Origin of the sequence: Sphingomonas sp. Leaf32 (assembly GCF_001421765.1) — a bacterium.
Classification (GTDB): domain Bacteria; phylum Pseudomonadota; class Alphaproteobacteria; order Sphingomonadales; family Sphingomonadaceae; genus Sphingomonas.
The window spans coordinates 1-17,610 of the sequence record NZ_LMLA01000010.1 but is presented as its reverse complement, the minus strand read 5'-3'; the positions used below and the strand labels follow the sequence as shown (position 1 = coordinate 17,610).

Here is a 17,610-nt window from a genome sequence, read left to right as displayed (position 1 = left end):
CTTCTCCTGCTTCTGAGTTAGGTTGCCGGGTCTTTAGGGCGCCCGGCGTTCCCTCGGGCTGATTAGGCCCCGGCGTTCCCGTACACGCCGCGCCAGTCTGCCCACCCCTGCGAGTAGCGTTCGGCCGCCTTGTGCTTGAGATTGCCCGTGTCGAAGTCGCCGTCCTCGGCAAAGCGCAGGGCCTTGCGCTGGAACGACAACAGGCCGTTCGGCACGTCGGTGATGATGAACCACCCGTCGGCGTCGTCCAGATACGGATCGACGATCACTTCCGGCGTCATCCCCATTTCGCGGATGGCGTTCGGGTTGTTCAGGTTCGCCGTGTTCGGCTGCCCGTTCGCGTTCAGAATGCGGAACGCGTTGAACATTTCGCTCGGGCTGACCACCAGCTTCACCGCACGCGGCATGATGCGGAGACCCCGGCTATCACGCGTGTTGTAGATCTGGATCATGGCGTCTTCGAGCGACGCCTCGGTCAGGTCGGCATTGGTCAGCCGGTTCGACTGAGTGCCGCCGACGACCGGGTGCGCGTTCGACACGAGCGGCTGACCGTCCGCGCCGACATACGAGCTGTTCTGCGACCGATTGAGCGTGTTCGCGTGGACCACCTCTTTCGAGATGCGCATCGAACGTGCCAGAGCGCCGGCCCGGCTGAACGCCTTTTCGCCATAGAGGTTGTCGTCGACTTCCTCTTCGGTGACGATGAAGCCCAGCGCATAGTTCGTATGCGTGAACCGCTGGGTCGGGCCTTCGATCGTGGTGTCATAGATCACCGACGACCCTTCGCCCTTCTCGGCGGCCAGGCCGAAACCCGACTCCTCGACGATTTCCTCGAACGCCCGATCGCTGGTCTGCTTCTCGAAGATGCGCGACCAGATCGCCGGGTGGTCCTTGTACTTGGTGCCGAAGAAGTCCTTGACGCCCGGAACCAGCAGCTTCGGGTGGACGGAACGAGTGATAAGCATGGCTCAGCCCTCCCTTAAATGCCGGTCGACGCGCCGTTCGGCGTCGTGGTCACGTTGTTGAGGCGGACGCGCCAGACGGCATTGACGCCCGGCTCGTTGTCGACCCGCTTGGCAAGGCCAAGGAGCCGGAGTTGCAGGCCGACGGTCGTGCCGACGGTGCTGCTGTCGATCATCGCCGCCGAACGATTGCCGGTAGCGGTGCCGAAGATGATCGAGACGTTGGCGCCAGCCTGGTCGACGCTGAGCGCGCCGCCATCGCTGTCTTCCATCATCTCGAATTCGATCAGGGGGTTGTCTTCGACCAGCACTTCGTAATCGGTGCTGGCAGGGCGATAGCCAAGCCATTCGGTCGCTCCATACGGACGGAAGCCGACAGCGACGCCGGTGATGGCGTTGCCGGTCCCAGCGGTGGAACGGGTGACGATAGCGGTGCCGTCAGCACGAGCCGCACCCGTGACGGTCACGGGATCGCCGTAGCGGATCACCGTCGCGTCAGCCGCTGCGGCCGAATAGACCGTCGCAGCGTCGGAGTAGGGCTGGCTGTACGCGCCCCGAACCGGCCGAAGGCCGAACGGCGCATTTGCGTTTGCCATGATGCAGAAACCTTGCGTTAGCGCAGCCGGTTGTTCGGGCTGGCATAGGAAACGTCGGACGGAAGAACTTCCCCGCTGACATCGTCGCCGCGACCGGCCACGCTACCATTGCGCATCTGCTCTTCCTGCTCACGCCGCGCAGCCTCTCGGGGGGCGCGGTCCTGCTCGTACCAGTCCTTGTATTTCACGCAGAGAACGTGCGGGACGGGCTTGCCCTCCGGGTCGAGCGCGCCAGGGATCTCTGTCCCCTCGCCTTCAACACGGTCCCAATCGTTCTTGTGTGCCTGGTGCAGACGCGCGGGCGTGCCTGTGAACCAGTAATACTCGAACTGCGACGGCGGGTATTTCTCGTGTACCCAATCGGGCACGGGCAGCTTCATGCCCAACGTCTCGGCTTCGCCTTCACGGCGGCGGCGCTCTCTGCGCGGTTCGGCCTGGGTAGACCGGCGTCCCTCACGGACCTGCATGTCTGCCATGCTCACGCTCCCTTACCAGCAAAGTACTGATCGGCATAGGCATCCGTGCTGGACACGAACCCCTTGGCGACCAGCTGGCGGGCCACCTCCTGCGCATCGCGCGGAAGATCGCTGAACCCCTTCTTGCGGCCGCCGATCGGCGCGGCACGGCTCGCGGGCGCACTCACCGCTGCCGGCGGTTTGGCCGGGGTCGCGGGTGCGGGGGCATATTCGGGGAAACGCTTGTGGACGGCCTGGCGGGCTGCGGCCAACTGCTCGGCTACCGACCCGCCAGCCTTGGCGATGCGGTCGGCCTCAGTGGCAGCGACAGCAGCAGCGGCCGGGTCATTCTCCATCCACGCGTTCTCACGCACGAATGAGGCGACCTCGGGCGGCGGCCCGGATTTGGCAGCCGGTGAGGCCGCAAGCTCGGCGATCTTGCCGACAGCCTGCTCAGCCCCGGCAACGTCGCCCTCTTCGACCGCTTGGCGGTGACGCTGCTGCCATTGCTGGCGCTCTTCGTCACGGGCCTTGCGCACCGCGTCCTCGGTAATCTGCGCCGTCGTGCGCACGATCTGTTCGGTCGTCGAGCGAAGGTGCTTCATGTCGCGGGTCAGGTCGCGCTGACGAGTCAGGCCGAAGGTGATGAAGCTTTCCGCATCCCGCCAGTCCGATTCATCGCCGCGATATTCGTCTTTCGGACGCCAACCATGCTCGCGGGCAATGTCCTCAAGACTTCGATGCGGCGCCTGTTCTTCAGCGGCGGGATCAAGGGCGACTTCAACGCCCTCCAATGCTACTTGCGGGTCGGCCTCAGCCATTTATGCGCTCCAACGGAATTGTGCGCCTATCCAGTTACACCGTTCGTTTGGGTCGCGTAACGGGACATTAAATCATGGCTCAAGCGCCAAGCAATGAAGGTTGATAGTCCCCGGAGTGGGGTTGATCGAGAGCGCGCCCAGCAGCAGGCCAAGCAGTCCGGTCGACTGCCGCACGACGCGGAACGTACAGTCGGTGTTGCTGACCGGTCCGACGATTTGCACGTTGTAACAGTCGGCGGCGACATTCGCGGGATCCTCTGCGATCCCGTTGACGATCGGCACGACGCCATCGGGGAATGGCGTAGGGTACGTCCATTTGTACGTCGTCGTCTTGACCGCCAGCACCCGTTGCTTGCGTGCCTTGCTGGCGTGGGTGTGATTGGCGCGGGCATATTCCTGCCGATCGCCAATGCCGCCCATGTCCGCGACACCAGGCGGCATCGTGTTCGCCGGCTGCGGGATCAACGCCTGCAACTGCGGCATCACGGCTGCTTTCACGTCGTCCACAGTCGCGACGAAAGCGGGGCTGTTGACTTCCATCAGTAAGAAGTCCCACGACGACGGATGCCCATCTGCCGGATGGTGAAATTGCACGACCCGGCGGCGCGTGCGACAGCGCGGACCTCTGCGGTCAGGTAGGGGAAAGTCCCGGTGATGGCCGGCAGAGGAAAAGGCCGCGTGGCGAGCATTAGGCTACAAGGCTCGGTGATGCCGTAATCAACCGATGCGTTCGCTGAGAACATGTCGAACGACGACATGCTCGTCGCCCCACCGCCGCTATTCTGGACAAGCGAAAGATACAGGGCAGCCAGATTAACGGGCGTCGACGTGATGTCGACCATGGCGACAGCCTGTACGATATCTCCAACGCGAAGGGCGGCATTATAGGTCCCTCCGTTTGCGCTGCTGCCGTTCAGATCCTGACGCAGCCGGGCAACGTCGCCATTGCCTGCGAAGGTAGCGGCGATCGTGATGTCGTTGCCGAGGCCATTAGCGCTTGGCACGCTATCTATGATCGCAGTCGCGCCGCCGCCGACTGCCCCTACATAACCAGAAGGGACGATTGTAGCGTTTACCGCCACCCCGGTCGCGGTGGCGGTGGCATTCACAGCGCTCCCGGTAGCGGTCACCATCGCATACGTGCCGGCGGTGCCAGTCGTATTGATAAAGGTATTGGCTGGAATACCAGCGCCGGTAACTTGCGTCCCGCTCGGCACGGTACGGCCGGCGGTAACGACCAAGGAACTGCTGCCCGACGTAATATTGGCGGTCAGCGTAGCGGTGCTAAATCCGGTACCGGCGGTCCCGCCACTCGCGGTCGCAAAAAGTGGGTTGGTCAACAGCTGCCGTCGACCATTCCCCGACGCCTCGGCGATATTCTGGATCATGATTGAGCCACGTGCCGGCGGGATCAGGCGATCCAGCAGCGTCGCCAAGCTCTTGCCCCACAGGTATGCACCAAGCGCGTTCGGGTGGGTGACGTCATAGACGAGCGTCGGACGGAGAGTGATGCCGGTCGCCGATGCGGTCGGGTTGGTGATGATCGCGAAGGCATCATGGACATAGACGTTCGGCGTCGTCTCGCCAAATTCCGTCAGCATCTGTCGAAGGTCCATCAGCGCGGTCGTCTTTTCGACCGAATTGATACCGTTCGCGCCGACTTCGTTCTCGATGACGACTGTCATGCCGGCGTCAAGCGCAAGCTGGGCGATCGCCCTGATATTCTTCGCGGCATTATCGGCCACGGTTGCAATCGTGATCGTGGCGCCGCTTACCACGTCCGTAAAGGTCGCGGGGCCGGTACTGGACGTCTGCGCGATGTCGTTCACGCCGGCCTGTACATAAAGAAGGCCGGCATTCGTCTTGCGCGGGTCGCCTGTGCCATCGATCATGCGCTTGAGAATCTGATCGGTACGCTCACCCGACACACCAAAAGTCGGTCCGACGACGAAACGCTGACCCAGTAGCGCCTTTGCGACGACCAACGGCGATCGGGCGCCGTATGTCAGCTTTGCCGGGTCGACGTAGATTGCATCAACGCGGCTGTCACCAGTCGCCGAAATGACATCGCGAGGACGTACGGCAGACGCCGGAGTGGTAGGAAATCCAATCTCCATCGCTCAGCCCTCCGTCGCCGACCATGCCTGGCCGGTCGTAGCGCCCCAGATGGACACCGCCTGGTTGGTGTTGATGCCGAAGGTGCCGCCCGCCGGAATGCGGAACGATGGCGATGCCGCCGATGCCGTGCCGCCCACTTCATTCAGCCACAGATCGCCGGTCGACAGGTTCTGGCCGCGCAGATAGCGCCGATTAGCATTTGCCGGGGCCAGCTGCTGCGCCGGGGCGCCTGCTGCGATCGTGCCGCTGCGGTCGGTGCCGGTGGGGAGCATCGGCCCATTGTTGACCGAAGGGTTGCCCGAAGCGTCGAGCGCCTGGACGCCCATCACATAGGCATCGCCCGCCGGAGTGCTGACCCTGCGGCCGAGCATCCGGTCAGAACCACGGAAAATGTCAGGCATTGAACACCCCCTTCACGTCCTCGTCGTAGAGGATCCGATAATCCTCACCATCCGCACCCTTGACCGTGGTGCCCGCATATCGGCCGAACACCGCCTTGCGGCCCGCCATGTCAGGTAGGCCGTAACGAGCGTCGGACGCCGCAATGACGATGCGACCCATCATGTTCGCCAGACGATCGCGCTCCTTGCTGTCGCCAGGCATATGCAGCCCAGACGCAGCCATGCGCTTCTCCGTCTCGCTCTTCTCGACTTCCACCACGAGGTGTCCGCCGATGGGCTCAATCCCGCTCGGGTTCGTCACCATTCCAGATGCTCCATGTTTCGAAATCATTGGCGACGACCTCACCAAAGGCGTCGTGTCGGGTGCGCAGCTCGATCAGCGCGGCGGGGCTTACCTGCCCGTTGGGCGGTGCGGCTTCCCACGAGATACGCATCCACTCGGCCTGCTCCTGGGCTCGAGCCTTTTCGAGCGCGGCGAACACCCAGCGGGTGACCGGGTTTGCCTGCCACAGGTCGAACTCGTCGCGGGTCATGCGACCAGTCCGATTTGCTGGCCGGCGCCGAACGCAGAAGCGAGCGTATCAAGTTGCAGCTGCTCGCGCTTGGCCTTCTCGGTCTGCGCCTTCTCCATGTCGAGAACGGCGCCTGCCTGTAGCTTCTCGCCCTGCGCCACGTCCTTGGGGTTCGGCTGCGGCGGCTGCATCGGCACCAGCAGGTCGTCGATGTCCTCAACATCCGCCGCTTCCCATGCCCGACGCATGATAGCCTGCGGATTGACGCCCGGCGCGCTGACGAACTGCATCAGGAACTGCGCCCGCGCCATCTTCTGCATCTTGGTCACGGCGGCCGGATCGCTGATCGGGCGAATGTCCATGTCCTCGGCGTTGAAGTCCGCGTCGAAGTCGGCGGCGGGATCGTCCAGAAGGTCGCGATAGTCCTGCTTGATAGCCTCGCTGGCATAGCGACCAACGTTGCCGAAGAGGATCGTGTACTCCTTCTTCAACGAACGGTAGATGCGCTTGTAGATCGCGGTGAAGACCTGCAATCCCTGCTCGATCAGCGCCAGCGTAGTCCCGACCTGCCCGTTGGTCGATCCCTCGCCGGTAATCACGTCCTTCACGCTGGAAATGTCCTTGGCCGCCGAAAGGATCATGTCGAGGACCTGGAACATCACGGGCGACGCACCGGGCGACGTGCGCTCGTAGATGCCGGCACGCAGCTGATCGGCGGTCGCATCCACAGTCTTGTACTCACCCGGTCCGAAGCGGATCGTGCCGGTACGCTTATTGCCCGTCAGCCGCACGCCCGACGCAATGAACCCGCCGCCTGCGACCTGTGCCGTGCCCGCGTCAATCATCTGATTGAGCGCGGTATCCACCACGCTGCCCATCTGCTTGAGCAAATGCCCCAGCCCCGAGCCATAGAAGCCGCCGTCGAACGCCGGGAAGAAGTCGTACTTCACCCAATAGCGGCCGGCGCTGATCGACAGCACCGCGCCAGTTTCGTCCGCCTCGATACCCTCCGGGCCGAAGTTAGGCTCGACGCGCAGCACTTCCCGCGTCTCATGGTCGACGGTGACGACGTAGGGCTCAGGCACCCCGTCCTCGTCCAAGTCCAACAGCCGATACTGCTCGAGCAACATGCGCGGATCGCGATCAAAGCTGCTGACCCGCTCCGACGCGCCATCGGTGTACAACCCGTACAGGTCCACATCGCGATAGAAGCCCGACCGCATCTTGGCGAGAATGTCGACCGGGTACTGGTCCGGCACTTCCTCGGTCAGGCGCGGCGTGGTGTCGACGCTCTTGGCACCCTTCGGCGCGAACACACGCAGCGCCGGCACCATCGCAGCGCAATGCTTGCGGCGAGCCACGTCATACCAGACCTTGCGGAACACGCTGCCCACGATCGGCAGTTGCAGCAGCAGCGCGTCGGTATCCTCTTCCCAATCCTCCATGCGATAGAAGATCGTGGTGTTGAGGTAATCCCGGACGCGGCTTGCGCGCGAAGCCTTGCCGCCAGGGGGCACGAGGAACACCGGCTGCGGCTGACCATCGGGGCCTTGCTGCATCACGGGCTGGCCGTCCTCGCCCATCAGAGGGCGACCGTTGTCCTTGCCGACGATCTTGATGCTGACCGCCTCGTCGCCCTTGACAATGGCGGGATAAGCGCGGGCGTTAAATTGCAGCGCCGCGACCGTCAGCAACGGATAGCTGATGTTCGAAGCGTTCGGCCACGGATAGTTCTTCGTCTCGCCCTTGGCCTCCTGCGCGGCGGCCTTGAGCGCCTCCTTGACGATCTTCTCCCAATCCTCGCGATCGGTGCGGTCCTGCTCGTAATCCTCAACGACGCGCGCGCCCAGATCGCGCAGCGTGTCGGCGTCGATGACATTCGAAATGTCGCCGGTCGCCGCCGCCAGCATCGCCAGCTTCTCGGTTGCTGACGGCTCTTCCGTCTCGCCTTCGATCGCCTCATGGACGGGGCCTTCGGGCAGCGGGGCTTCAAGGAGCGTTTCTTCCATCAATACCCCGTCACGCTGTCGCGCCCACGCTCTTCGTAATCGTCATCGTGCAGCGCCGGGCTGATCGGTGTGGCAAAGGTCAGCGCCATCGCGTCGCCAAGATCGGGCGAGAAACCGAGCCGCTTGCGAATGGCGTCCTTCGGCTCTATGACCAATTCGTTGTTCGACTTATGCCGGGTGGCGCCACTGCCCCAGACCGGCGCGGTCAGATCGCCATGCACCGCATCGGCGTCGGGAATCTGCACGCCCGCCGGGTCATTGAACCAATCCCGCAGCGTGTCCCACATTTCGGCACGGCGGTTCTCGTACAGGTCTTGACCCGTAGGCCCCCGCCCAATGGGATTAGAGCCGAAGTTGACGGCATAGACTTCTCGGTAGCCCAGTTCGCGCAACCGGTCGTACACGCCCGCCCCAAGGCCTCCCACGTCGATGTTCACGGCATCGGGCCGGTGAAGCTTGATGAGGCCGACGATCCGACCAGCGAGGACCATGGTGTCGTCCACGTCCCACAGGTCGCACAGCACCTCACCGATGCGCCGGCCACGACGCGACACGACGCCCGTCTTGTCTCCACCACCGCGCGCCGGATCTACGCCGATGATAAGCGGCCCCTGCCCCAGCACTTTCGCTTTGCGGGCGGCGGCCACCTTGTCCGACGGGATGAAGCTGTTGCCGGCGGTCTGGAACGCCTCGTCCGCGTTGGCCGGGTATTCCTGCTTGAACTTCCAGCAGGGCCGATCCGTGGGCTGACCGGTCGCGGTCGCCATGTCGTGGTTCTTGAGATAGGCCCAATATAGCTGTTCGATCGTCAGCCCGTACTGAACACCGTAGTCCCACCATTCCTTGCCCGCGTCCCAGCCATCGGGTGCCGGCTTGCTGTAGCCGGGATCCCAGAACCACGGCATGAAGATCGCCTGGTATTCACCATCGCCGCGCTGTGCTGCCGCGTACCGGCGCTGGAACACGTTGCCGATGCCATAGGCTGTGCTTTCGAACACCGCTTCCGTGCCGTCGGTGTCGGACAACGCCTGCCCCAGTCCGGCTGCGTGGTCCTCAGCATTCGGCCAGAACGCGACCTCCGAACCGTGGAACAGCTGGAACGTCGCGGAACGGCCCGTCTCCTTGGAACCCGCCGTCGCCACCATGTACGCACTCTCGCGACCGGAAAAAGACAACTCGTTCGCGTTGGCAGACTGCGTGTCGTGCGCCAGCCCCGGCGGCATGTTCTCGTGATAGCGCTTGGCCATCCCGAACAAATTGCGGGTGGCCTTGTCCTCGTGCGTCAGGATGAAGGCGGTCAGCCCCTTCCGCCCCCACAGGCGCCAATAATACCGCGCTTCGATGTAGGTGGACGCGCCCATCTGGCGGCCCTTGAGGATGATCGCGCGGACCTTGCCGGTGCGCTTTCGCTGCTCCTCGAGGCGATCGTGCAGAACCGTCTGCGCTTGGTTCATCTCGAAGGGCACCACCTTGCCCTCCTTCGTCCGGATGCGCAGGCAGCACTTGGCGAAGTAACCGAAGTCGTCGCGGAGGCGGTCGAGCTTGGCCGCTTGCTTGGCGGTCAGGCTGCTCATTCCGGCAGCTCGTCGAGTGCAGCGCCCAGCGTGATGTTGCCGCTGTGCTCGATCTGCTGCTTGTCGCCGTAGACCTTCGGCCGGAGCTTCCCGGCCATCCACTTACGCGCGTCGATGCGGATTTTCGAACGGTTCAGCGCCTCACCGTTCTCTCGCCACCCGATGTTGCCGCCTTCGTCGTCGTGGCGCTCCATCCAATCGTTTGAGCCGTCGTCAGCGATGTCGAGGATTTCATCAAACAGCGCATCCGCCTGAGCCTCACGTGCGCGCGCGTACTGCTGCGCGAATGTCTCGCTCTCACGAAGCCATTTGAACACCGTCGTTTGGCAAGGCATCGCCTCGTCAAGGCAGATCGACCGCAGCGACATGCCGTCGGACAGCCGAGCGCAAATCTCGTCTGCAATCTCGGTAGTGAGGGCGAGCGCGCGTGCCATAGCGCCATACCATCTACAGCACGCGGCACCCCGACATAACGGGACATTTATTCCCCGATCGTCCTATGCTGTACCATAGCGACCCTACACAAACGCCCCAACCATCTCGCGCAGATCACGAATAATCCGCCTGGCACTGCGCCGGTCGACGTCCAGCTTGCGAGCGACGGCGGCCACCATGATCGGCTCCCCCGCTGCAATACGGTCTTGGATGATCCCCCACGCCTTTAGCCGGAGGGGCGTCATCGTGCCGCGCGGCCTACCTCGTGCGTTCACCTATTCCTCCATGCGTTGAGATAGTCGCGGGCGTGATCCGCGCGGATGCCGTACTTGGCGGCTACGACATGACCGGCTGCCAACTGGCGATCGGCATCCCCGCGCACCGTGCGCCGAGCCGCCAATCGTACTTGCTCGGATCGCGGTTGCGGCAGACCCACCCGTTCACCAAACGCAGGTCGACGCGCTCGTGCGGCGGTGGCGTGCCGGTGTTGCGCGGCATGGGTCACGCGGCCTCGTCCTTACGCGTCAGGCGGTCGTAGTCCTCCTGACGCACCCAGCCCTGCGACCTTCCCAAGCTCAGCAGGGCAGGCGACATGGACTTGATCTGGTCGAACGGCAGCGGCGAATTGTCCTCAATTGCCACGGGTTCGGGAGCGGCCGGCGCAGCAGGCGCGCGGTTGTGCTTCTTCCGCCAATCCCAGTCCTCGCCAATAGCCTTGATGATTTCTCGGACGATCTTTGACGGATGATCGGCAGTGCGGAGCGCAGCCTTGCAGCCACGGCGCAACAGCGCGATCGGGATACCCTCCAGCGCCATGTAGGCGATCTCGAACCATGCGGCCTGCGCATCCTCGTCCATCCCGACCGGTGCGACCAGCATCAGGCACGGCGTGATTTCGGTGATGAACTCAACACTGCTGACCGGGGTCAGGTCAGTGATGTCCGCGAGCCTGGAGGAAACGCTGGGCAGCGTCGCCGGTGCGACCGTAGCCAGTCCGCGATCCGTGCTGCGCCGTGGGTTGTTGCTGACGATTTGCATGTTTCGGTATCCTTTCGTCGGCTTGTCTCAGCCAGTTTCGCCACGTCGCCTGCCAGTCGGATTTGACCCCTCCGGCTCCGGCCTTGGCGGCCCAGAAGTCGCGGAATTTCGCCATTTCCCGATCAACGGTGCCCGGTGGCCATGGCGCAACGATCGCCTCAACCTCACTGCCGAGCGGTCCCGGCTGCCAATCAGCGGGAAGCCGGGTCCCCTTACGTGCGCGCGGTTCGTTTCCGGGGGTGTGGGTGGGGTTGTTGGAGGGGTCTGGGGAGGAAGAAGGGGAGGGAGAGGGGGTGATGTCTGCGACATCCGCGATGTCACGTGACGTCACGTGACGACGCGCTGCCTGGCGGTCGCGATCCTTGGCGCGGCGCGTCTCGATCGCCTCACGATCCACCTCGGCACGAGCCGCCAGCATCGCCACTTCGGCGATCAGATCAGCGGGAGTGCCAGCGGCAATCAATCGGGCGATCAGGTCGCTCATCCGGCTGACCTCGCACGGTCGAACACAGGGCCACCTTCCATTTGGTCCATAGCAATGGCGCGTGCCTCGGGGCTGGCGCGGTTCCATGCCGCGACGATCGCGTTCGCCTGCATGAGGATCACATCGTCCTGCGAGCGGGCGGCGAGCGGCACGACCTCGGCTACTGGCTTTGGGTTGAGGGCGCGCTGCACGGTACGAACGCTAAGGCCGGTGTCGTCAGCAACTTGCGAGGCAACCCCCCTCACCTGAGGCGGCGGTTTACCGTAGCCGATTTCAGGTGCGTCATTTTGACGCGGCTGAATTATCGCTGTTGCGCGTAGCGCTTCGATCAACGCTGCATAGCGCCGAATGTGCTGGTCGCGCTGGTCCTTAGTCAGATCAAGCCGATGCAGATTCTCCGCGATCTCCCACATTTCGGCCTTGATCGCGTCGTCATCAATTTCGATGCAATCGATGTGCGACCAGCCCAACGCTCTGGCAGCAGCGAGCCGATGTCGGCCTGCAACCAGAACAGGCGCACCGGCCAATAACGCGCCGTCCACCTCCATTTCATCGACCAACCGGACGCTAATTGGTTGCATCAGGCCAAGTTCGCGCATCGAAGCAACCAAGCGGGTAACGGCATCGTCGGAGAGCGCGCGATGGCGCTCTCCGATCTGGATGTCGTCAACATGGATCGAATGCTGTCGCATCAGAAAACTGCCGGGAAAGGCAGGCTTGCCGGGAGGTTGGTCGGAGCGACCGAGCGATTGCGCCGGTAGAACGTCCACCCTCGGAGAATAACGGACACCTTTTTGTCCCGCTGCTTGCCTTCATTCAGCAGCCTCTCTCGAACCGAATGTGCGGGATCATTGCGCTTGAGGTTTTCCCCCATGCACACCTTATCCAGATATTCGTGGGCAGCGTTCAGATCGATGCGCGACAGAATGTAGAAGCAGAAGCCGATAGCTGAACCGCCGACATACTTCTTCGCATACCGAGTTTTGGTGGTGGCGTAGGTAGCAGCCGCAGCAATCGCCGGATCGGCATGTACCCGCGCCTTCGATTCTCCGCTCGTTATGTACTTGGAATGGTGTAGATTCTGGCCGCTCGAACGCTCATAAGCCAGCACCATGTTCGCAATTGCTGCGGACAGCGCGGCGTTAGCGACGCCTTCCATCGATAGAATATCGGAAAGGGTGCGGACCTTACCTAGATCCACTGTCGTCCGTGTTTCACGCTCAACCCCGAACACCATAACGACATCAATCGGAGTGTTCGCATCAATAACGGCCGAAGCACGATGCTGACCATCGTTGAGCTTGCCATCCTTCGATACGATGATCGGTTCACCATTTAATGCCCAGCGTCCGGCAACGATGTCGGCGCTGTATTTCGCCACAAGAAGGGGCGAAACATGACGGTTGCCCTCGTTGTTCTTCAGCATCTCATTCGCCAACTCAGGCGTTAGACGGACCTGATGGAACGCTATTCCGTCACGGGCGGAGGTGGCCGCGGTATGGAACCAAGCGGGGCTGCCGTAAGGTGGTTGGAACAACTGAGTAGCCATGGTAGTATCCTCGTCGACTGTTGAGCGGGCCGTGCTTCGCTGTCCTCGGAGCGCGGCCCAAACCGCTCCGGCGAACCTCATGCGATGATCTCCACCACCACCCGTCCCGGCTTCTCCGGCTCGGCAAACTCGTACGTTGGGCGAAAACTATGGTCGTCGACGCCCAGCGCGTCCGCGATCCCATCGCGGCCATGCTTGAAGGCGCCAATCATCCCGTCGTCGTCGCGACGCCTGTGATCGGGCGGTACGAAGCGGATGGTCATGGAGAGCGGTACGGAGCCGGCCGGCAAGCCAATGCGCGCGGCCTTGACCAGCCAAGCACAGTCGGCGCGGTATTTCTTCGCGATCGGACGGTACTTCGTCCAATGCGACCGACGTTTCGAGTTCGGTGTGAGTGCCGAAGGAGGCCATGGTAGCGTCACGCTCAGCATGGCCGCACCACGGGGTCACCGAACGGATTGGCGTAATAACCCCGGCGGTAGCGGGCGCGGGCGATGTGCAGCGCCTCTTCGACCCATGTGATTGCCCGTTTGCGAGCGAGGGTCAGACCGACGTGATAGTTCGTCGACTGGACGAAATACTCGCACTTTATTCGCTCGGACGGCTTGATGCGCTGGCCCGGCGCTGGCTGCCACGCAGCGTCCATGTACGGGGCTGCGCGGTTGATCTCGACCAGCACGGCGTCGGCGTCCTCACTTGGATCACCCCACCCTTCCGGATCGCACTTGTGGCAGCCAAGCTTGCAGGAACAGGCCAGCTCAGCGACGCCGATAGCGTGACCGCGCAGCCAAGCGGCGGCGTGCGGCGTTTTGGCAGCAAATGGGTTCTCGGACAGGACCGCTGACCGCAACGCGGCCATATGACCGTCCTGCTTGGCCTGTGCGATGTAGTCAGCCATGGGCGCAACGCACCGCCCGATGATCCAGCACCAGAAGCTTAGCTTCAGCAGCCTTGAAGCCCTTGCCGTCGCGCAGGTCCTGATACAGAGCAATGTCATCGGCCGACCAGTCACCCCACCGAGTGATGCGGCGGCGTGCGATCGTTAGCGGGTCGCTGTTCCGAGCGATGGCAGCGCAGGAGTTGCACCGCGTCGCGCGCTTGCCGGATTTGAGGGGAGCGCCACAGGCGCATAGCTGGCTCACGCCGCCGCCCTCCGCAGCGGAAGGCACTTGGCGCAGCCGAAGGTGAGCGGGGCGTCCGACCGAGTGTTGCAGTGGCCACAGGTCCAGCGACCCGATGCCGGTATGTCCACAGCCTCACCGCGCCGAAGCCCTAGATTGTAGCCGCGCTTGGACACGCTACCGATGGGCAGCCCGAGGGCCAGCGCGATTTGGTGATAGGTCTTGCCGACCGCGAAAAGGTTGCGGATCGTGTCGTCTTCGGCGGGCGACCAATCGTGCGGAGTGAAGGCTTTCATCCCGCCACCTTCAAGGCCACAGCCTTCACCGCGAGAGACGCACTCTCGCACCCGCTGATTTCACGACCGCCGGGGCTATCGGGCCGATGCGCCTTGCCCTTCTCAGCGAGGTAATCGCGGCACATTTCCTCAAAGGCATCGTGATCGATGTCGTCGGGGACCTGCACGATGGACCGGCCCTCCGGCAGCAGCACCGAGAGCAGCTCGTCAGGGATGACGCCGACCAGCTTGTACAGCGCGTCGAGCGGCATCATCACCGTCGCGCCGCTGTTGCCGGCGTACGACCGAAGTGTGCCGTACGGGATGCCGCTGTCGAGACTGATCACCTTGAGCGTCAGCCCGTTTCCGCCCGCAACCCGAAACACCAGCTCCTGGTTCTTTCGGATGATGCCACCGATGTCGCGATCAAGCGCCATGATCTTGCACCTCACGGTTCGTATACGGTCCGTTATGGACAGAACGCCCGCTGCACAGGTGAAAACCGCTGTCGTCCTCCCATCCATAGGGAGCGGACCAGAAGGCGTACGCCAGCGGCAGGGCGGTGGCGGCTGCGACGATCGCGCACGCCTGAAGAAGCACGGTCATCTACTGTACCTCGCTGTGTGGGGTGTGGGGCGGGCGCTGGGCGGTCGGATCAAAAAGGTCCGACTGGTCAGGCTTGCGGGGCCTCCACACATGCGCGCATGGCTCAGGCGCGAAAATGATCTTGCCGTGGTCGTGCCCGACCACGCGGCGCAGGACGCCAGTATCTCGACAATACGGGCAGTCTGGTACGACGCGGCTCACCTCCCCGCCTCCCCGCGTTGGGGGCGGGGGGTGGTGGCGGCGGCAACGGCCAACTCTTCAACCGAGGCAATCCCAGCCTTGGATAGGTCGAACCAATGTTCGGCCGGGATGCTGTTACGCTGCGCCCAAGAGCGTGCTGTATGCAGCGAAACGCCACGCAAAGCCGCCAAACGGGCTGGCGTAGCGGCGCTGACGATCTCTGAATGCGTCCTCATAATGCGATGATGCATTATGCACTATCAGAAGGCAAGTGCCTTTCGCATCATGCTCGCCGCTATTCGTGGTGCATGACAACGCCTAACGAACGCCTAAAGCAAATCCGCGCCGCCCGGTATGAGACCGCCGTCGAGGCTGCCGAAGCGATGGGCATCAAGCCCCCGACGTACATTCAGCACGAGAATGGCATACGTGGGTCAGGTAGCATTCCGCGCGCAGCCGCCGAGCGCTACGCCAAATTCTTCCGTGTCTCCTTGGACTGGCTGCTATCTGGTAAAGGCGATGAGCCGGACCTTGCCAGCGAACCTACACAGGCTGACATCGAACAAATGATCCGAGAGGTCATTGAAGCGGAAGTGACGATGCAGACCCGGCTCTCGGACTTACCGCGAATCGTCGCGCCAGCGCTTCATGAGCAGCTAGAGCGCTTTCGATCTGATCGCGCCCGTCTGGGCCAAGCAAACCCATCGACCGCTCACAGTAAAGGCGCTCAATCTCTCGTTGCCACCAAGCGAGTCTAGCCGGCAGTATAGCGCACCACATTAAGCAGCCATTACATCCTACCTCACACGCAGGTTCGCGCAATCTCAAAGGGGGATTTTTCGAGGCCATGTTCCAGATATGTTCCTTCAAATCCAATAAGTCTATCCCTTTGATCGTATTCGGTTTGGCACTATCTGGGTGCAACCAGCAGGCGCCAGACAGCGCCGCCGGTCCCAGTGTGGCCAGCCTGCAAAAGGAGATTAACGATCTGAGGGGTGATCTCATTCAGCGCACGATGCGTACAGACAAGGCAATCGAGCTGACGCCTACCGAGAAGGAGTTCCAGTTCCTCGATACGCCAGCGGGCAAGATGGCGTTTAGCGTCGAGTCGATCGCTGCACAGGGCGACGGCAGCGAGCTAACTCTGAACGTGGGCAACCTATCCGCAGCAACCGTTAACACGCTCAAGTTTGAAGCGGAGTGGGGCGCAGTTGATGCGAATGGGTTTATGATCCGTCCTGGTTCGCGGACTGGGCAGAAGACGATTTCCAAGCCCTTGCTGCCGGGCACGTGGAATACGGTGAAAATGTCCTTTGCGGGTATCCCGCCGTCAGGCTTCGGCCGCCTATCTATCGAGAACCCCGAGGTTCCCAACCTGTCGATGCACACAAACTAAAAATAATGCAGGCATGATGCATTTTGCACTTGCCTTAACGTGATGCATTATGCATTCTTCTCTCAACAGCCCACCTTGGGCACCGGGAGACGACAAGTGCAGCACGGTATCACCTACGCAGACCTCAAGGGCCTCCGCACTCCGGCGCTGAACCGCATCTACGCCGCGTCGCGTGACGCTGTAGTCGCTGCCGGCAACATCACCGCCGATCGCTTCGACGCGCTGACCCGCTCGTTCTGCGGCAGCGACAAGCCGCGCGATCTGGCGCTGTCGGCTCTCTCCTTCGTGTCGAATTTGGGCGGCAAGGTCGCGGAAGCTGTCGCCAGCCCGCAGACCCTCGCCGAGGGCGGCTTCATGGGTTCGGACCCTGTGTACACGCCGGGCCACGGTCCCGCGCTCGCCCGCCAGATCATCGCCGCCGCCTGAGGCTCCCGGACCCTGCCCCGTGGCAGGGCGAGGATAGCTTCAGGAGGTCAAAATGACGCAGCATGTCGAAAAGCTCGAGGTACGCAACCGCTGGAGCAATCGGGTCCAGTTCACGGCAGAGATTACCGTAGCGCCTGACGCTACCATCGGCGTGAAGCTCGGACTGGCGGTTCGCTGGGCACGGCGCAACGATGCCGACCTGAGCGGTGCCGTCCTGAGCGGTGCCGTCCTGCGCGATGCCGTCCTGAGCGGTGCCGTCCTGAGCGGTGCCGACCTGAGCGGTGCCGACCTGAGCGGTGCCGACCTGAGCGGTGCCGTCCTGAGCGGTGCCGACCTGAGCGGTGCCGTCCTGAGCGGTGCCGTCCTGCGCGATGCCGTCCTGAGCGGTGCCGTCCTGAGCGGTGCCGACCTGAGCGATGCCGTCCTGCGCGATGCCGTCCTGAGCGGTGCCGTCCTGAGCGGTGCCGACCTGAGCGGTGCCGACCTGAGCGATGCGCCCGTCATTGAGAACATCCATCAGAAAGTCTACGCTGCGGCGGCTGCGCCCGGCGCGGATGACGTGACCCCCGCCTTTCATCCAGCTGCGACCAGAGACCGACCGTTGTTGTCGCGCAGGAGCGCGGGTGAAGCAACGGTCAGGTTTAAACCCGAC

General features: G+C 63.0%; 26 protein-coding genes. 4 read left to right on the top strand and 22 right to left on the bottom strand.

Annotation, left to right across the window (positions count from 1 at the left end):
- Nucleotides 1-62: 62 nt before the first annotated feature.
- The 22 genes from ASE83_RS13905 to ASE83_RS13815 form a co-directional block, all read right to left on the bottom strand.
- A complete protein-coding gene (locus ASE83_RS13905; RefSeq protein WP_055791337.1) occupies nt 63-965 on the bottom strand; it encodes a phage major capsid protein in 903 nt (300 codons plus the stop codon).
- Between the two features lie 14 nt (nt 966-979).
- Complete coding sequence (locus ASE83_RS13900; protein WP_055791334.1) at nt 980-1,558, bottom strand: hypothetical protein; 579 nt, start codon at nt 1,556-1,558, stop codon at nt 980-982.
- Between the two features lie 17 nt (nt 1,559-1,575).
- Entirely contained in the window at nt 1,576-2,034 is a 459-nt protein-coding gene (locus ASE83_RS13895; RefSeq protein WP_055791331.1) for a hypothetical protein, read from the bottom strand.
- Between the two features lie 2 nt (nt 2,035-2,036).
- On the bottom strand, nt 2,037-2,834 hold the full coding sequence (locus ASE83_RS13890) for a hypothetical protein (RefSeq protein ID WP_156353165.1): 798 nt from the start codon (nt 2,832-2,834) through the stop codon (nt 2,037-2,039).
- Nucleotides 2,835-2,906: 72 nt separating this feature from the next.
- On the bottom strand, nt 2,907-3,374 hold the full coding sequence (locus ASE83_RS13885) for a hypothetical protein (RefSeq protein ID WP_055791323.1): 468 nt from the start codon (nt 3,372-3,374) through the stop codon (nt 2,907-2,909).
- Nucleotides 3,374-4,951, bottom strand: coding sequence for an SGNH/GDSL hydrolase family protein (locus ASE83_RS13880; RefSeq protein WP_156353163.1), 1,578 nt, complete (start codon nt 4,949-4,951; stop codon nt 3,374-3,376). The genes ASE83_RS13885 and ASE83_RS13880 overlap by 1 nt, the downstream gene beginning before the upstream one ends.
- 3 nt (nt 4,952-4,954) lie before the next feature.
- A complete protein-coding gene (locus ASE83_RS13875; protein WP_156353161.1) occupies nt 4,955-5,353 on the bottom strand; it encodes a hypothetical protein in 399 nt (132 codons plus the stop codon).
- A complete protein-coding gene (locus tag ASE83_RS13870) occupies nt 5,346-5,657 on the bottom strand; it encodes a hypothetical protein (protein ID WP_055791313.1) in 312 nt (103 codons plus the stop codon). Before ASE83_RS13870 ends, ASE83_RS13875 begins: the two co-directional genes overlap by 8 nt.
- On the bottom strand, nt 5,632-5,886 hold the full coding sequence (locus ASE83_RS13865) for a hypothetical protein (RefSeq protein ID WP_055791310.1): 255 nt from the start codon (nt 5,884-5,886) through the stop codon (nt 5,632-5,634). The genes ASE83_RS13870 and ASE83_RS13865 overlap by 26 nt, the downstream gene beginning before the upstream one ends.
- Nucleotides 5,883-7,874, bottom strand: a complete 1,992-nt coding sequence (locus ASE83_RS13860; protein ID WP_055791307.1) for a hypothetical protein — start codon at nt 7,872-7,874, stop codon at nt 5,883-5,885. Before ASE83_RS13860 ends, ASE83_RS13865 begins: the two co-directional genes overlap by 4 nt.
- Nucleotides 7,874-9,448 carry a hypothetical protein gene (locus tag ASE83_RS13855; protein ID WP_055791304.1) on the bottom strand — a complete coding sequence of 525 codons (1,575 nt, stop codon included), beginning with the start codon at nt 9,446-9,448 and terminating at the stop codon, nt 7,874-7,876. The genes ASE83_RS13860 and ASE83_RS13855 overlap by 1 nt, the downstream gene beginning before the upstream one ends.
- On the bottom strand, nt 9,445-9,882 hold the full coding sequence (locus tag ASE83_RS13850) for a hypothetical protein (protein ID WP_055791300.1): 438 nt from the start codon (nt 9,880-9,882) through the stop codon (nt 9,445-9,447). The genes ASE83_RS13855 and ASE83_RS13850 overlap by 4 nt, the downstream gene beginning before the upstream one ends.
- A 337-nt stretch (nt 9,883-10,219) precedes the next feature.
- A complete protein-coding gene (locus ASE83_RS18590; RefSeq protein ID WP_156353159.1) occupies nt 10,220-10,381 on the bottom strand; it encodes a hypothetical protein in 162 nt (53 codons plus the stop codon).
- 3 nt (nt 10,382-10,384) lie between these two features.
- Complete coding sequence (locus ASE83_RS13845; RefSeq protein WP_156353157.1) at nt 10,385-10,762, bottom strand: hypothetical protein; 378 nt, start codon at nt 10,760-10,762, stop codon at nt 10,385-10,387.
- Between the two features lie 52 nt (nt 10,763-10,814).
- The gene (locus ASE83_RS18585; RefSeq protein WP_156353154.1) at nt 10,815-11,405 is read right to left on the bottom strand and encodes a hypothetical protein; all 591 of its coding nucleotides are present in this window, start codon (nt 11,403-11,405) and stop codon (nt 10,815-10,817) included.
- Entirely contained in the window at nt 11,402-12,097 is a 696-nt protein-coding gene (locus tag ASE83_RS13840; protein ID WP_055791294.1) for a ParB/RepB/Spo0J family partition protein, read from the bottom strand. The genes ASE83_RS18585 and ASE83_RS13840 overlap by 4 nt, the downstream gene beginning before the upstream one ends.
- Nucleotides 12,097-12,954 (bottom strand): hypothetical protein, encoded by an 858-nt coding sequence (locus ASE83_RS18580; RefSeq protein WP_156353152.1) that lies wholly within the window; start codon nt 12,952-12,954, stop codon nt 12,097-12,099. Before ASE83_RS18580 ends, ASE83_RS13840 begins: the two co-directional genes overlap by 1 nt.
- 77 nt (nt 12,955-13,031) lie before the next feature.
- The gene (locus ASE83_RS18575; RefSeq protein ID WP_156353149.1) at nt 13,032-13,385 is read right to left on the bottom strand and encodes an endodeoxyribonuclease RusA; all 354 of its coding nucleotides are present in this window, start codon (nt 13,383-13,385) and stop codon (nt 13,032-13,034) included.
- On the bottom strand, nt 13,379-13,852 hold the full coding sequence (locus tag ASE83_RS13825) for a hypothetical protein (RefSeq protein ID WP_156353147.1): 474 nt from the start codon (nt 13,850-13,852) through the stop codon (nt 13,379-13,381). The genes ASE83_RS18575 and ASE83_RS13825 overlap by 7 nt, the downstream gene beginning before the upstream one ends.
- Nucleotides 13,845-14,096, bottom strand: coding sequence for a hypothetical protein (locus ASE83_RS18570; RefSeq protein WP_156353145.1), 252 nt, complete (start codon nt 14,094-14,096; stop codon nt 13,845-13,847). Before ASE83_RS18570 ends, ASE83_RS13825 begins: the two co-directional genes overlap by 8 nt.
- Complete coding sequence (locus ASE83_RS13820; protein ID WP_055791280.1) at nt 14,093-14,371, bottom strand: hypothetical protein; 279 nt, start codon at nt 14,369-14,371, stop codon at nt 14,093-14,095. Before ASE83_RS13820 ends, ASE83_RS18570 begins: the two co-directional genes overlap by 4 nt.
- The gene (locus ASE83_RS13815) at nt 14,368-14,787 is read right to left on the bottom strand and encodes a hypothetical protein (RefSeq protein WP_055899655.1); all 420 of its coding nucleotides are present in this window, start codon (nt 14,785-14,787) and stop codon (nt 14,368-14,370) included. Before ASE83_RS13815 ends, ASE83_RS13820 begins: the two co-directional genes overlap by 4 nt.
- A 573-nt stretch (nt 14,788-15,360) precedes the next feature.
- Here ASE83_RS13815 and ASE83_RS13810 point away from each other — a divergent pair.
- The 4 genes from ASE83_RS13810 to ASE83_RS13795 all read left to right on the top strand — a co-directional run.
- Nucleotides 15,361-15,894: a helix-turn-helix domain-containing protein gene (locus ASE83_RS13810; RefSeq protein WP_156353143.1), complete on the top strand. Its 534-nt coding sequence runs from the start codon at nt 15,361-15,363 to the stop codon at nt 15,892-15,894.
- Nucleotides 15,895-16,025: 131 nt separating this feature from the next.
- Nucleotides 16,026-16,532, top strand: coding sequence for a DUF3251 domain-containing protein (locus ASE83_RS13805; protein ID WP_235515992.1), 507 nt, complete (start codon nt 16,026-16,028; stop codon nt 16,530-16,532).
- A 42-nt stretch (nt 16,533-16,574) separates the two neighbouring features.
- Nucleotides 16,575-16,958: a hypothetical protein gene (locus ASE83_RS13800; RefSeq protein ID WP_235515991.1), complete on the top strand. Its 384-nt coding sequence runs from the start codon at nt 16,575-16,577 to the stop codon at nt 16,956-16,958.
- 52 nt (nt 16,959-17,010) lie between these two features.
- On the top strand, nt 17,011-17,610 hold a 600-nt coding region (locus tag ASE83_RS13795; protein ID WP_162236648.1), incomplete at its 3' end, for a pentapeptide repeat-containing protein.

Bases quoted from the DNA above. Each gene is read 5' to 3' on its own strand.
- ASE83_RS13905 (WP_055791337.1), bottom strand. From the start codon at position 965: ATGCTTATCACTCGTTCCGTCCACCCGAAGCTGCTGGTTCCGGGCGTC.
- ASE83_RS13900 (WP_055791334.1), bottom strand. From the start codon at position 1,558: ATGGCAAACGCAAATGCGCCGTTCGGCCTTCGGCCGGTTCGGGGCGCG.
- ASE83_RS13895 (WP_055791331.1), bottom strand. From the start codon at position 2,034: ATGGCAGACATGCAGGTCCGTGAGGGACGCCGGTCTACCCAGGCCGAA.
- ASE83_RS13890 (WP_156353165.1), bottom strand. From the start codon at position 2,834: ATGGCTGAGGCCGACCCGCAAGTAGCATTGGAGGGCGTTGAAGTCGCC.
- ASE83_RS13885 (WP_055791323.1), bottom strand. From the start codon at position 3,374: ATGGAAGTCAACAGCCCCGCTTTCGTCGCGACTGTGGACGACGTGAAA.
- ASE83_RS13880 (WP_156353163.1), bottom strand. From the start codon at position 4,951: ATGGAGATTGGATTTCCTACCACTCCGGCGTCTGCCGTACGTCCTCGC.
- ASE83_RS13875 (WP_156353161.1), bottom strand. From the start codon at position 5,353: ATGCCTGACATTTTCCGTGGTTCTGACCGGATGCTCGGCCGCAGGGTC.
- ASE83_RS13870 (WP_055791313.1), bottom strand. From the start codon at position 5,657: ATGGTGACGAACCCGAGCGGGATTGAGCCCATCGGCGGACACCTCGTG.
- ASE83_RS13865 (WP_055791310.1), bottom strand. From the start codon at position 5,886: ATGACCCGCGACGAGTTCGACCTGTGGCAGGCAAACCCGGTCACCCGC.
- ASE83_RS13860 (WP_055791307.1), bottom strand. From the start codon at position 7,874: ATGGAAGAAACGCTCCTTGAAGCCCCGCTGCCCGAAGGCCCCGTCCAT.
- ASE83_RS13855 (WP_055791304.1), bottom strand. From the start codon at position 9,448: ATGAGCAGCCTGACCGCCAAGCAAGCGGCCAAGCTCGACCGCCTCCGC.
- ASE83_RS13850 (WP_055791300.1), bottom strand. From the start codon at position 9,882: ATGGCACGCGCGCTCGCCCTCACTACCGAGATTGCAGACGAGATTTGC.
- ASE83_RS18590 (WP_156353159.1), bottom strand. From the start codon at position 10,381: ATGCCGCGCAACACCGGCACGCCACCGCCGCACGAGCGCGTCGACCTG.
- ASE83_RS13845 (WP_156353157.1), bottom strand. From the start codon at position 10,762: ATGCTGGTCGCACCGGTCGGGATGGACGAGGATGCGCAGGCCGCATGG.
- ASE83_RS18585 (WP_156353154.1), bottom strand. From the start codon at position 11,405: ATGAGCGACCTGATCGCCCGATTGATTGCCGCTGGCACTCCCGCTGAT.
- ASE83_RS13840 (WP_055791294.1), bottom strand. From the start codon at position 12,097: ATGCGACAGCATTCGATCCATGTTGACGACATCCAGATCGGAGAGCGC.
- ASE83_RS18580 (WP_156353152.1), bottom strand. From the start codon at position 12,954: ATGGCTACTCAGTTGTTCCAACCACCTTACGGCAGCCCCGCTTGGTTC.
- ASE83_RS18575 (WP_156353149.1), bottom strand. From the start codon at position 13,385: ATGCTGAGCGTGACGCTACCATGGCCTCCTTCGGCACTCACACCGAAC.
- ASE83_RS13825 (WP_156353147.1), bottom strand. From the start codon at position 13,852: ATGGCTGACTACATCGCACAGGCCAAGCAGGACGGTCATATGGCCGCG.
- ASE83_RS13820 (WP_055791280.1), bottom strand. From the start codon at position 14,371: ATGAAAGCCTTCACTCCGCACGATTGGTCGCCCGCCGAAGACGACACG.
- ASE83_RS13815 (WP_055899655.1), bottom strand. From the start codon at position 14,787: ATGGCGCTTGATCGCGACATCGGTGGCATCATCCGAAAGAACCAGGAG.
- ASE83_RS13810 (WP_156353143.1), top strand. From the start codon at position 15,361: ATGCGTCCTCATAATGCGATGATGCATTATGCACTATCAGAAGGCAAG.
- ASE83_RS13800 (WP_235515991.1), top strand. From the start codon at position 16,575: ATGCATTATGCATTCTTCTCTCAACAGCCCACCTTGGGCACCGGGAGA.